The organism is Providencia sp. PROV116, from assembly GCF_028482485.1.
In the GTDB taxonomy this organism is placed as follows: domain Bacteria; phylum Pseudomonadota; class Gammaproteobacteria; order Enterobacterales; family Enterobacteriaceae; genus Providencia; species Providencia rettgeri.
In genome coordinates this window covers 278,919-293,110 of sequence record NZ_JAMPQO010000005.1, presented here as the reverse complement: position 1 = coordinate 293,110, position 14,192 = coordinate 278,919, and the positions used below count along the sequence as shown (strand labels likewise).

10 protein-coding genes and 1 pseudogene are annotated in these 14,192 nt (G+C 39.3%); 7 read left to right on the top strand and 4 right to left on the bottom strand.

The window, feature by feature from the left end; all coding sequences use genetic code 11:
• Window positions 1–2: 2 nt before the first annotated feature.
• From PSE72_RS05555 to PSE72_RS05535, 5 genes are all read left to right on the top strand, one after another.
• Window positions 3–2,102 (top strand): type I secretion system permease/ATPase, encoded by a 2,100-nt coding sequence (locus tag PSE72_RS05555; RefSeq protein WP_115167647.1) that lies wholly within the window; start codon window positions 3–5, stop codon window positions 2,100–2,102.
• Window positions 2,103–2,271: 169 nt separating this feature from the next.
• A complete protein-coding gene (gene ybfE, locus PSE72_RS05550) occupies window positions 2,272–2,565 on the top strand; it encodes a LexA regulated protein (protein WP_004909532.1) in 294 nt (97 codons plus the stop codon).
• A 154-nt stretch (window positions 2,566–2,719) separates the two neighbouring features.
• A complete protein-coding gene (gene fldA, locus PSE72_RS05545) occupies window positions 2,720–3,247 on the top strand; it encodes a flavodoxin FldA (protein ID WP_004256261.1) in 528 nt (175 codons plus the stop codon).
• A gap of 268 nt (window positions 3,248–3,515) precedes the next feature.
• Window positions 3,516–3,965 (top strand): ferric iron uptake transcriptional regulator, encoded by a 450-nt coding sequence (fur, locus tag PSE72_RS05540; RefSeq protein WP_004256285.1) that lies wholly within the window; start codon window positions 3,516–3,518, stop codon window positions 3,963–3,965.
• 639 nt (window positions 3,966–4,604) lie between these two features.
• Complete coding sequence (locus PSE72_RS05535; RefSeq protein WP_232800989.1) at window positions 4,605–5,120, top strand: bactofilin family protein; 516 nt, start codon at window positions 4,605–4,607, stop codon at window positions 5,118–5,120.
• 195 nt (window positions 5,121–5,315) lie between these two features.
• Here PSE72_RS05535 and chiP read toward each other — a convergent pair whose 3' ends face one another.
• A complete protein-coding gene (gene chiP / locus PSE72_RS05530) occupies window positions 5,316–6,713 on the bottom strand; it encodes a chitoporin ChiP (RefSeq protein WP_004909523.1) in 1,398 nt (465 codons plus the stop codon).
• Between the two features lie 563 nt (window positions 6,714–7,276).
• Here chiP and PSE72_RS05525 point away from each other — a divergent pair.
• A complete protein-coding gene (locus PSE72_RS05525) occupies window positions 7,277–8,071 on the top strand; it encodes an SDR family NAD(P)-dependent oxidoreductase (RefSeq protein ID WP_217007772.1) in 795 nt (264 codons plus the stop codon).
• Between the two features lie 97 nt (window positions 8,072–8,168).
• On the opposite strand, the gene ansB is transcribed toward PSE72_RS05525, so the two are convergent.
• On the bottom strand, window positions 8,169–9,212 hold the full coding sequence (gene ansB / locus PSE72_RS05520; RefSeq protein ID WP_115167649.1) for an L-asparaginase 2: 1,044 nt from the start codon (window positions 9,210–9,212) through the stop codon (window positions 8,169–8,171).
• Between the two features lie 194 nt (window positions 9,213–9,406).
• Here ansB and ycaO point away from each other — a divergent pair, with 194 nt between their 5' ends.
• On the top strand, window positions 9,407–11,161 hold the full coding sequence (gene ycaO / locus PSE72_RS05515; protein ID WP_115167650.1) for a 30S ribosomal protein S12 methylthiotransferase accessory factor YcaO: 1,755 nt from the start codon (window positions 9,407–9,409) through the stop codon (window positions 11,159–11,161).
• A gap of 67 nt (window positions 11,162–11,228) precedes the next feature.
• Here the strand turns inward: ycaO and PSE72_RS05510 are convergent, their stop codons facing one another.
• Both PSE72_RS05510 and PSE72_RS05505 read right to left on the bottom strand, forming a co-directional pair.
• Entirely contained in the window at window positions 11,229–12,824 is a 1,596-nt protein-coding gene (locus PSE72_RS05510; protein ID WP_217007773.1) for a UxaA family hydrolase, read from the bottom strand.
• 24 nt (window positions 12,825–12,848) lie between these two features.
• Window positions 12,849–14,162: pseudogene (locus PSE72_RS05505) on the bottom strand (MFS transporter).
• Window positions 14,163–14,192 lie beyond the last annotated feature (30 nt).

Here is a 14,192-nt window from a genome sequence, read left to right as displayed (position 1 = left end):
CGATGGAACAGTTTAATAATCATGGCTTGGATGCCTTAGTTTGGGTGGCTAAATATTACCAAAACAATGTTTCATCAGATCAACTCAGGCACGCAATTGGTATGCAAACTTTATCTCCGACAGAGTGGGAAATTAGAGAATGTGCACATACACTCGGGTATGAAACCAAACTTATTGCTGTGCAATATACACAATTAAAAACGCTTCCTTTACCCGCTTTAATCTATATAGATGGTTTTTGGCAAGTTATTAACCAAGAAAATGAATTAATTATCATTAACCCTACTAATGAGGAACGAAAACCTATTCATAACTCTATTGGACATCAAGAAACTGAATATGATGTATTACTCATTAAGGAGCAATTAGAGCCAGAGCAAAAAAAGGCCTTTGGCTTTAGCTGGTTTATTCCCTCTGTTTTGCGACAACATGTTAAATTACGAAATATTTTTATTCTCTCTGCCATTATTCAGCTTTTCGCCTTAATTAGCCCGCTGTTGTTTCAGAATTTAATCGACAAAGTGTTAGTTGGTCGCAGTCTCTCAAATTTACATGTCATTGCATTGGCGATTTTTGCCATTGCTGTTGCAGAACCGATATATGGTTTTATTCGTAATAAAATTTTTAGTCATAGTAGTAGCCAGATCAGTGCTGAGTTGTCAGGGAAAATTTATCGCCACTTAATGGCCTTACCGTTAAATTATTTTAAGTTAAGGCCAACAGGGAAAATTATTGCCAGAATCCGTGAATTAGCCCATATAAGGCAATTTTTAACGGGCTCAACACTGATGCTGTTTATTGATTTTATCTTTGTCATCCTTTTTGTCGCAGTTTTATTTTCCTACAGTAGTTTGATGGCTTGGATTTTATTGGGCTCAATGGGGGTATTTTTTGTTTTATGGATGATACTCGGCCCCATTATTCGCCAGCAAACTGAAAAATCTTATCAAGCGGATGAAAATGGTCTCACTTTTCTCACCGAAAGTATTACTGGGATTGAAACCATCAAAACAACCGCAACAGAAAAATACTTTAATCAACGTTGGAAAAAAATATTTAGCAAACAGCTAACTCAAAGCTTTAAAGTCTCAATGCGCAGTGAAGTAGCCTCTCAATTAATGACATTTGTGAGCAAAATAACGACTGCGATCCTTTTGTGGGTCGGTGTCAAAGAGGTATTAAATGGTGGGATTTCTCCTGGCGAATTAGTGGCATTTAATATGCTAAGTGCGCATGTTACGCAGCCCGTATTGCGGTTTGCCCAAGTTTGGCAAGATTTCCAACATACCATTATTTCATTACGCCGAGTGGGAGATATTCTTGATGAACCGGTAGAAAATGAACGTAAAGGGATTGCAAATACATCAAATATTCACGGAAAAATCGAGTTTCAAAATATCCGTTTTCGCTATCAACCTGATACACCTGAAGTTCTCAATAATTTATCCTTAATGGTTAATGCAGGTGAATTTATTGGTATTACTGGCCCTTCAGGTTCAGGAAAAAGTACCTTAACGAAATTATTACAGCGGCTTTATGTCCCACAACATGGGCAAGTTATTGTTGATGGCATGGATTTAGCTGTCGCAGATACCGTATCATTACGCCGAAAAATGAGCGTCGTATTACAAGAAAGTACCTTATTCGTTGGTTCTATCGCAGATAATATCCGTTTGAGTCATCCACAAGCGACTGACGAGCAGGTGATTCACGCAGCAAAATTAGCGGGAGCTTATGAATTTATCATGACATTGACTGATAATTTTAATTATCCCTTATCAGAAAAAGGCTACAATCTTTCAGGTGGTCAACGTCAAAGGATTGCACTTGCGCGTGCATTACTCACCGAACCCGATATCTTAATTCTCGATGAGGCCACTTCTGCACTCGATTACGAGTCAGAAGCCGCCATTATGGAGAATATGCCATTAATTACTCAAGGAAGAACCGTCATTAGCATTGCTCATCGGCTAAATACGATTATGCACGCTGATAGGATATGTGTGATTTGTCAAGGAGAAGTACACGAGATGGATACCCACGAAAACTTACTCAAATCAAATGGTTTATACGCCAATTTATGGCACCAGCAGACACAATAATACGAATAAAAAAGCATCACGCTTATAGCAAGTGGTGCTTTTTTACCAAAAGCGTTCATTTTACAACCAATTAAACCCAATCATCATTGATGAAGCTATAGCACAAGGGGATTAGCTAGGGTATCATGGCGCGCTGAATTACTGGCACACCCTTTTAGCAGTTATAGACATGGCAAAAGAACAAACGGATCGAACGACACTAGATTTGTTCGCTGAGGAACGAAGGCCTGGGCGACCTAAAACAAGCCCGCTATCACGGGATGAACAACTGAGAATCAACAAACGCAACCAACTGAAACGAGATAAAGTGAAGGGATTGCGCAGAGTTGAATTGAAACTGAACGAAGACGCTGTCGCGGTATTGAATCAGTTAGCTGAAGATAAAAATATAAGCCGTAGTGAATTGATCGAAGAAATTTTGATGTCACAACTTGAACATGTTGATACATCAATACTCAAGTAACGTTATCTTGATAAATCACACAAATTTGACAGACTTAGCAACATTTTTTCGCCAAAATAAGGCGTAATATTCTATCTATTTTCGTTCTAAACGGGCTATAGAAGGCGAATTTTCACCTCTAGCTCTCTTAGAAAAACAAGAGGTTAATCACTTTATGGCAGTCATAGGCATTTTCTTCGGAAGTGACACAGGTAACACAGAAAATATTGCCAAAATGATCCAAGAAAGATTAGGCAAAGATGTAGCAGAAGTTCACGATATCGCGAAATGCAGCAAAGAAGATATTGAAGCTTTTGACATTCTACTTCTTGGTATTCCAACTTGGTATTATGGTGAAGCCCAATGTGACTGGGATGATTTCTTCCCTACTCTCGAAGAGATTGATTTCGAAGGTAAACTTGTCGCCTTATTTGGTTGTGGAGACCAAGAAGACTACGCTGAATATTTCTGTGATGCTATGGGTACGATCCGCGATATTATCGAACCACGTGGTGCTGTTATTGTTGGTCATTGGCCAACAGAAGGTTATCACTTTGAAGTATCCAAAGGCATGGCAGATGACAACCATTTTATTGGTTTAGCTATTGATGAAGATCGTCAACCTGAGCTAACTGATGAACGTGTTGATGCATGGGTAAAACAAATCTCTGAAGAGATGTCTTTAGCTGAAATTTTAGGCTGATAGACTACATAAAGAACCCTTACCCATAGATTACACCACTGTCTTACACAAAATGAACCCCAAAGCCAGTGGCGTAGTCTAAAATAACCGATAAGGTATCCTAATAGGATAGGTTCTCAAGAGATTATCAAAATAATGAGACAATGCATGGTTTCTATTTTTATTTTCCATGCCTATAATTGTAAATCAGTTTAGAAGACAACTGTATTGATGTTAAAAATGTCTCATTATTGTTAAATTTATGATTTAAGATACAGGACAAACCCGCATGACAGACAACAATAAAGCATTGAAAAATGCTGGACTCAAAGTCACTCTTCCAAGATTAAAGATTTTGGAAGTACTTCAAGAGCCTGAGTGCCACCACGTCAGTGCGGAAGATCTCTATAAAAAGCTGATCGATATGGGTGAAGAGATCGGGTTAGCAACTGTATACCGCGTGTTAAACCAGTTTGATGATGCCGGTATCGTAACCCGTCACAACTTCGAGGGTGGTAAATCTGTATTCGAACTAACTCAGCAGCATCACCATGACCATTTAATCTGTTTAGATTGTGGAAAAGTGATTGAGTTTACTGACGAATCCATTGAAACCCGCCAAAAAAATATCGCTGCTCGCCATGGCATTAAACTATCTAATCATAGTTTATATCTATATGGTCATTGCGCAGATGGTGATTGCCGTGACAATGCTGACGCACACGAAGCAAAAGAGTAATAGTATTCAACCATCGTTGATAAAACATCATGGTTAAAAATGCCAAAACCCTGATAATACAATTTTATCGGGGTTTTTTATTTTAAGTATTGATATTTTCTTTTTTCTCGATTAGTAATAATCTCTAGTAAATAACTTAAATATAACTATTTATCACTACATTTTAGCGATAATGTAAGATTTTTATAAAAACTATAATAGTTGCAATTCAAATCAAAACCTTTATATTATTTCAAAGATAAGTATATTCTGTTATCTAGAATAATGCTCTACATATCAAAGTTGTATATAAATAACATCATAGATGATTTCCAATATTTCATACTATTTAAAATTATTTAATTACATTACTATAATTTTAACTCTAAATTAGAGAGTTAATAGTTAAAATGTAATCACAAAGTTAAATTACAACTTAATCGCGTAATTAAATTTAATAACTAAACTAATTGAGTATTTTAGTAATTTGTAAGAGATTAACTGATGAAAAAAACCTATCTTTTTCTCAATACAAGTTTTTTCTTCTGGTTTCTTACTTTAATAGGGTGGTTTTTTAGCTATTCGTCTATCACCTTATTTTCGTTTGTATTATCAATACTGTTCTTGATCGTATACTTCAATCAAAAAAAGGTAAGTAAAATGTTCACCAAAAGACAAAACAAGCCCGCACCTACAGCGACGTCCCCTTCTATAAGTAATGAGTCAGAAGTGACTGCAAAAATAGAAGAACAAATAACACTGTCAACTCCGACTATTAGTGAAGAAAAATCGAATACAATTATCTCTAGGGACGTTATTTTTGAAGGAAATATTACGTCTAATGAACAAGTGCATATCTATGGGAAAGTCATTGGAAATATAACAGGAAAAGAAAATACGGTTAAAGTTATGTTAAACGGCCAAGTTACGGGAAATATCACCTGCAAAGAACTGGTGGTGAATGGTCGTATTGAAGGTGAATGCTTATCTGATACTATTTGTATTGAAAATAATGGAGAAATCCACGGTACTATCCATTACAGTAGCTTATCAATTAAAAAAGGGGGAATTTTGTCTGGCCAAGCACAAATTAAAAACCCACCCCATCAATCAGAAAAAGTTACCGTATTAAAAGATAAATTAAAACAAGACCCCTTATACTCAATGAAAGTGTAAATACCGTATCCTTGTAATCAAAAATAAAATAAGGTGAATAAATTCATCTTATTTCTAACCCCTTAATATAAGGGTTTATTCTTGTCTTAATATTCCATTCAATATTAAAAATATATGATAAGTCCTTTGGCTATCAGGGCAAATGACTGCTATGGTTTCTTTATAGCAGTCATTGCTACTAAAAGATTTTACAAATTAGAATACCGTGAATGGCATCATCACCATAAATTTAATATCTTTTTCATCTTGGAAGATATTTCCGTAACCACCGCCATAGCTCGGAATATCTGTATGGTTATCATACTTGGTAAAATGCAGTTTAAATAGCGTATCTTTTGCTCGACCTGATTGTACGGTATATAAAATATCAAAGTTCCATGCACTTTCTTTTAAGCGTACATCCTGAGCATATTGGCTATTAGTACTTGGTTTAGCATCCCATCCATAAATATATGAGGTTCCAACCTTCCATCCAGCTAAGTCCCAATTTTTTAAATCATACATAACACCGGCCATAACAGCTTTTTCATTATTAGCATTCCAATCCGAACGGCCATCCCACCAAATGTCCATACGACCATTTGATGTTGCCCAACCGGGGGTCATCCGCTGTAGGAAATAACCTTGGTTACCTTTGGCTTTTACATAGGTTCCTTCTAATTTAAAATCAAATTCATCGTAAGTGTAGCCTAGTGTCATCGCTTGCAACCAAGCTAAACCGTCATAAACATCGTTAACTCCACCGCCTGAAACCTTATCTTTTGCACCATAAAATTGATAAGACATACGTAAGTCACGGTCAACAACAGGAACTGCATAGGAAACCTTGGCAAAATATTGATCCATATAGCTTTTAGCTTGCCCATACGCCCCTTCTAGGACTAAATTGTTTTTAAAGTCATATTTAAAGCCAATTGAGTGTAAATAGCTGATCCCAGTTTCACCATCCGCTTCACGAAAATCATACATACTGCGATACCAAGGTGCTTTATAGCGGTCAGTCCACATATAGGACATGCTAAGTTCACCATTTTGCTCAAAATCAAACACTCCGCCTACCTCTAATCCGCGATATGTACCCGGCATATAGCTCCAGTGGGATGCGAGTAAAGTTTGACCAGTAGGTTGAATATAGCCACCTCTACCCCAGAAAGGGCCATATTTCAATTTTGCAGCAGCCTTATAAAAAGTCACACCACTGCGATCACCTGTCCATTTTTCATCCCAACGTGATTTTGCATCACTAAAACCGATTTCATTGGGTGCAGCTGGCCCACTATTTGATAACTCAATAGCGGTAAAACCCGCTAAATCTAGCCCGATGATGTCCTGAAAATAGCCGGATGAGAAATCGAGACTGGCATTAAATGTTGAGTGTTTAAGATTATCCGCATACTTTTTATATTTATCGCTATTTGGGTCTAAATCTTTACGTGAACGATCACGTTGCCAGTAGTAAAGGCCTCCTGTAAGTTTTGAATCTTCAATAAATTGCTCCGCATGCATGATTGGTTGGTAACCAATAGGAAGCATTGCTATTGCAATTTTTAAGACGAGCAATTTCCTGCCAGTATTGACATTTTTATTAACCATTCTTGTATTCCTCTAATATTTTTTAATTTTATTTTTCGGCCGAAATACGATTTAACTTTCCATTTAAATCTAAATATTCACAATGAGTTATATCTCTTGCGATGTATTTAGCCTATTTTTTGCAACGCGAATTATCAACACAGATACAGGCTTTGTTGCCAAAATATGATCAACGGCACATTAATTTTAATTAACTGTCATTATCACCGATGATGACCTTGCTAAAAATAAAAAGTAATTGATTGATAAATATAAAAAATATGTATGGGATACGTATAAGTAAGTGTTTAAGAAAAAATCAATAAATTAACCAATTGTTCCTTAATTTCGTCTACTCTGCAGGAATTCGCTAAGTTCTATCACCACATTGACCTAATTGCCTTAAAATAGATCAGATTACTGAGTCAAATAATAAGGATAAATGTTGTTATGCTGAAAAATAACATACATAGCTATAAAATTTCTCAATAAATAATCAAATAAAATGTACAGCATTATTAAGAAAAGCACCGCATTATCATTTGCTATTATGAACTCTCCTTTTCAATATAAAGAGTTCGTAAATGAAAATAGACTTAACAGGCAAACGCACATTAGTCAGTGCATCAACAGTTGGAATTGGTTATGCAATTGCTAAAGGCCTCGCTAATTGTGGCGCAGAAGTTTTGATTAATGGCCGTAACAATATACGTGTTAATGATGCCGTTTCTCGTTTGAAAAAAGAATTACCCAACACCAAAGTGTTTCCTGCTATCGCAGATGTCAGTGATTCTGAAAGCGTTGATAAACTACTTAGCGAAATTGGTGAAATTGATATTTTAGTTAATAACGCAGGTATCTATGGGCCAGAAAATTTCTATACAATGGATGATGCAAACTGGGATAATTACTGGCAAACAAATGTGATGTCCGCTGTACGTTTATCCAGAGCCCTTCTCCCCGCAATGGTGAAAAAAGGTTGGGGTCGAGTGGTCTTTATCTCGTCGGAATCGGCGCGTAATATCCCTGCGGATATGATCCACTATGGCGTGACTAAAACAGCAATGCTCTCCCTTTCTCGGGGACTCGCTAAGTATGTGGCGGGCACAGGTGTTACTGTAAACAGTGTCTTGCCAGGACCAACACTGTCTGACGGTTTTGCCAATATGATGGAGGATGAAGCCGCGAGAACTGGGAAGTCGATCGAAACCCTAGCAAAAGAGTTTGTAATGGCCCACCGTCCAAGCTCTGTAATCCAACGTGCAGCGACTGTCGAAGAAGTCGCGAATATGGTAGTTTATACTTGCTCTAAACAAGCCTCAGCGACTTCCGGTGCAGCCTTACGTGTTGATGGTGGCGTTATCGATGACATTGTGTAATTCGAGCATTCAATAATATTGCCTTATTGTCACAGCAAAACTAACGGGGTACAGGCTACTGCACCCCGCTGTATGAAATAAATACTCGTTTTGATAATTAATATTTTTCGAATAATGCCTGAATTTGCTGAGGATCTTTAGTCTGAGTTAAGGCTAATTGCAGCAATACGCGCGCTTTTTGCGGATTTAACCTTTCTGAAGCAACAAAACCATATAAGTTATCATCCACTTCGGCATTTCTTGTCGTATACCCTGTTGGTACACGGCTTGAGCGAACGACCACAACGTCTTCTTTCGCTGCTTTTGCTAAAGCGTCAAATACTGTTTTATACATATTACCGTTCCCCACACCTGCGCTTACAATTCCTTCAACCCCTTCTTCTTTCAAGGCTTTCACAGGTGCTGCTGATGCATTGGCATAATTATAAACGATACCTACCGCAGGGAGCTTTTCAAGTTTGCTGATGTCAAATGCCGCTTTATCACCACGTGGTTGTGGTGCTTGAAAATAGGTGACTTTGCCATCATGAATAAAGCCTTCTGCCCCACTATTAACGGCATCAAACGCTTGTACTTCAGTGGTGCTCATTTTCATCACATTACGGCCTTGCACGACTTTATCGTTCATTGCCATCAGAACACCGCGCTCTCCAGCAGACTTATCCGTCGCTAAAACGACTGCATTATACAGGTTCAAAGGACCGTCAGCGCCCAAAGCTGTTGAAGGGCGCATTGCACCAACCAAGACAATTGGCTTTTTACATTGCGTGGTTAAATCAAGGAAGAATGCCGTTTCTTCTAAAGTATCAGTACCGTGAGTGATTACAAAACCATCTGTTTTATCACAATCTTGGTTAATTTTTTTCGCCAGTGCCAGCCAAACTTGGTCATTCATATCTTGCGAACCAATATTCACCAATTGCTCACCGCTTAAATTAGCGATTTTTTTGGTTTCTGGCACCGCATTAATTAAAGCATCAATCCCTACTTTACCTGCTTGGTAACTGGAAGATGTGGCTGAATCACCACCACCTGCTATCGTTCCCCCTGTCGCCAATACCGTAATATTCGGTTGAGCGATAGCAGATATGGCAAACAGTGAAACCAATGTCGCCAAAAGCGCTTTATTTCTGTTTTTCATCCTATTTTCCTTTCATTAATAAACTTCGGTTATTATGTGGAATTGTGCTGAATTTTATGTGACCTATACAATTATTTTAGGATAAATAATGAATTTTAAGATGATTTATCTATGAATGAATAAAAAGCGTGAGGCTTGCAGCAAAAATCCGTATCATAGCCCGTTTGAAACACTCTATTCACAAGTGACTGACAATGAGCCAAACTTTTATTCCCGGCAAAGATGCCGCTCTTGAAGATTCCATTGATGCATTTCAAACCAAATTAAAGAAATTAGGGTTTGATATTGAAGAAGCCTCTTGGTTAAACCCTGTACCTAACGTTTGGTCTGTACATATCCGCGATAAAGCGTGCCCACTTTGCTTTACTAATGGTAAAGGGGCGAGCAAGAAAGCTGCATTAGCCTCAGCGCTTGGTGAGTATTTTGAGCGTTTATCAACAAATTACTTCTTTGCGGATTTCTACCTAGGTAAATCTATTGCTGAAGGGGATTTTGTCCACTACCCTAATGAAAAATGGTTCCCATTAACCGAAGATGATAGCTTACCTGAAGGGTTATTAGACAATCGTTTGATTAAGTTTTATGACCCCGACAACGCCTTAGCCGCCAGCCAATTAATTGACTTGCAATCCGGTAATGAAGAACGCGGTATTTGTGCACTGCCATTTACCCGTCAATCAGACAACCAAACCGTATATATTCCAATGAATATTGTTGGAAACCTCTATGTTTCTAACGGAATGTCTGCGGGCAATACAGCCAACGAAGCTCGTGTACAAGGCCTTTCCGAAGTCTTTGAACGCTTTGTAAAAAATAAAATCATTGCTGAAAGTATTAGCCTACCGGCTATCCCAGCAGACGTCATGGCACGCTACCCTGCGGTAGTTGAAGCGGTTGAAACCTTAGAAAAAGAAGGTTTTCCAATTTTCTGTTATGACGCATCACTCGGTGGCCAGTACCCTGTGATTTGTGTGGTGTTATTTAACCCACAAAATGGGACTTGTTTTGCCTCATTTGGTGCTCATCCCGACTTTGGTGTTGCCCTTGAGCGTACCGTCACGGAATTACTGCAAGGCCGTGGCTTAAAAGACCTCGATGTGTTTAATGCACCGACCTTTGATGACGAAGAAGTGGCTGAGCACACGAATCTTGAAACTCACTTTATTGATTCAAGCGGTTTAATTAGCTGGGATCTGTTTAAAGATGATGCCGATTATGCCTTTGCAGATTGGAGCTTTAAAGGTACAACTCAAGAAGAGTTTGCAACACTTATCAGTATTTTCAATACATTAGATGCTGAAGTCTATATTGCAGATTATAACCACTTGGGTGTCTACGCTTGCCGAATCTTAGTCCCTGGTATGTCTGATATTTACCCAGTAGAAGACTTACATATCGCCAATAACGCGATGGGCGCTTATTTACGTGACACCATTATCAACCTACCTGATAGCCAATGGGAAAAACAAGACTATCTTGCCCTTATCGAGCAATTAGATGACGACGGTTTAGATGATTTTACCCGTGTTCGTGAATTACTTGGCTTGGCTGTGGGTAAAGACAATGGGTGGAGTAACCTGCGCATTGGCGAACTAAAATCCATGTTGGCACTAGCGGGTGGTGATCTTGAGCAAGCACTTGCTTGGGTTGAATGGACACAAGACTTCAATAGCTCAGTATTTACTGCCGAGCGTGCAAATTATTATCGTTGCCTGCAAACCCTGCTGCTGTTATCTCAAGAAGAAGAACGTGACCCTGCGCAATACTACAACGCCTTTGTGCGTATGTATGGGCAAGAGGCAGTAGATGCTGCATCAGCCGCTATCGCTGGGGAATCATGCTTCTATGGCTTGTGGTCTATTGACGAAGAACTTAAAGCACTTCCTGCGCATCAAGCCTTGCTGACGGCTTATGAAAAGCTGCAAAAAGCAAAGCGTGATACTGCATAATGTGAATTAAAGCGTTGACGGGGAACTTGCCCCGTCAACATTTTTACATTTTATTGGTTTATATTAATTATAAATCCAATGAACGTTTCCATAATAAGAAATCAAACTGTTCTAGGCGATCCGCTTGGACCTGATAGTCACCGCTTGCCGTATCAATTACCCGTTCAAATAGCCCTTTACTTATTGTTGGTAATGGAACCCCATCAATAATTGGCCCGCAATCATAATCAATTATGTCCGATAGGCGCTCTGCAATGGCACTATTCGTCGATATTTTTAAAACAGGTACAATCGGGTTCCCTGTGGGAGTGCCAAGCCCTGTTGAGAAAATAACCACATTACACCCTGCAGCAACAAGTCCTGTGACTGCATCAACATCATTACCTGGCGTACAAACTAAGGATAACCCACTGTCAGGCATAGGCTCCGCATAGTCACACACCGCACTAATCGGTGATGTTCCGCCCTTTTTAGCCGCTCCGGTCGATTTAATCGCATCGGTTATTAACCCGTCCGCAATATTTCCGGGACTTGGGTTATCGGCAATGGTAGTATTAAAGAAATTCGCTGTTTTTTCATAACGTTCCATCAAATCTAAGAATTTTTTCTTATCCTCAAAAGAGACGCACCGTTTCACCATATCCCCTTCTGCACCACATAATTCCGGAAATTCAGCTAACCCTGATGCGCCCCCCAAAGTCACTAGCCAATCAGAAACTAGCCCCATCGCAGGGTTACCCGAGATCCCAGAAAAACCGTCAGAAGCGCCACATTTCACACCGAGTTTTAAATGAGACAACGGAACGTCCACACGAGATTGCGGTATGAGGGCCTTCATGCACTCATAGGTTTGCTTCAATGCTGTTTGCATCATTTCTTCTTCGCTACTCCACTCTTGCTGGCGAAAGTAAAGTGCAGGTTTAGCAAAATTAGGGTTACGAGCAACAAGTGACTCTTTAAACATTTTACGCTGTGCTTTTTCACAGCCCAAACTGAATACCGTAATACCGATGACATTAGGGTGATCCGCATAAGCAGCAAGCACATCACACATCGTTTTACTGTCAGAGGTCGCTCCACCACAACCACTCGTGACCGTAATACAACGTACACCTTCTATATGTGGGAATAATTTAGGTTTTGCAGTGCCCCCTTGCTCACCAGCTGTTAAATCCAACGCAAAATCTTTCAAACTATTATTGGTATAACCTAATGCTTCATTTAAGGCGTCCGTAAGTTTTGTTACATTGCGGTTTTCACAAAATACCAATGGAAAAATTAACCAGTAGTTTGCGGTTCCTACTCGCCCATCCTCACGTACATAGCCTTTAAATATGCGTCCTTGATATGTAGATACATCAGGTGGATTCCACTCGTACGGCGCATCTTGCTCTAAAGAAACTGGGGCTGCATAGTGCCGAATATTATTGACCGTGATAACTTCACCTTTTGCAATTGGCTTTGTTGCTTTTCCTACTGCTGTGCCATACATAGAAACAATGCCATCAACGGGTATCGCTTCCATGGCAAATTTATGCTTTGCTTTAACATCAGTCACGAGGGTCACATCTTCACTTCCCCAGTGGTAAATATCCCCTGCTTGCAGGTCCTTTAAGGCAACAATTAGGTTATCGCTCTCATCAATTTTGAGAATTTTTTGCATGTCACACCTTCCTAAAAATTGTCATTAGTTAGATGACAATGCGTTGAGATTCTTGTTATGCGTATTTTTTTTAAGTAATGCGATTAAGACGGCACAACCTACGGTGATCACCGCTAATGTCACGATACCTGCGGTATTGCTATTCATCATTTTATCGACTTCCACGCGAATGATTGGCGCGAGGAATGAACAAAATGCCCCCATGGTGGTACAGAAACCAATTCCTGCTGCTAATGCAGGGCCGCTTAATAACTGAGGAGGAAACGTCCAAAACACTGGTTGAACGGATAAAAAACCAACAGCGCTTAAACATAATGCTGCAATAGCAAAAACAGGGCTTGCAAATGCTGACAATGCCAAACCTAATGCTGCGGCTAACATACACAGCACTGAGATTTCGATGCGACGAGTTGGATGGCGGTCAGCAAAACGAGGAATGTAATACACCCCGAATGCAGAACAAGCCCAAGGTATGGCAGCAACTAAGGATTGTTTAAAGCCTAAACTTTCCCCCATTAAGGACGCAACTTGGGAAGGCAGAAAGAACATCAAACCGTATACTGAAATTTGTATCGTGCCGTAAATCAGTGCAAGGTGCCAAACTTTGATATTTTTTAGTGCAGATAATACCGATGTGGTTTCAGTTTTTGCATTTTCTTTGGCTAATTGTTCAGTTAGCGCTTTTTTCTCTTCTTCGGTTAAAAAACGGGCTTTTTCAGGGCTATCATCCAAATAAAAGAAAGCAAAAATACCAATCACAACGGCAGGAAGTCCTTCAATGACAAACATCCAGAACCAACCCGGCCGACCTAACCAACCATGCAATTCCAGTAACGCGCCTGATAATGGCGAACCCAATGTCAATGCCAAAGGTACACCTAGAACAAAGATCCCAATTACAGACCCACGTACATTATTGGGGAAATAAATTGAGGCTAATAATAGAATACCTGGATAAAAGCCAGCTTCCCCAAGTCCCTACAAGAAACGCAAAACAATAAATTGCGTTTCATTGGTGACAAAACCTGTCATTGCCGACAGAATGCCCCAGATTACCGTGGTAATACTCAGCCACTTTTGCGCACCAATTTTGTTTAAAATTAAGTTAGCGGGAATGCCAAATAGCGCATATGCAGCAAAGAAAATACCAGCACCAAAAGCAAACGCTGAATCAGATAAACCAATGTCGACTTGCATTGCATCTTTCGCAAAACCTACGTTGACTCGGTCAATAAATGCAACAAAATACAAAATAAACATCAGGGGTACTAAACGTTTCCACGATTTGGCTATCGCAGAATTTAAAACAGGATTGTTATAAGCTTTAGTTGTCGCCATGATATTTTTCCCTGTTGGTAAGATGTTCTA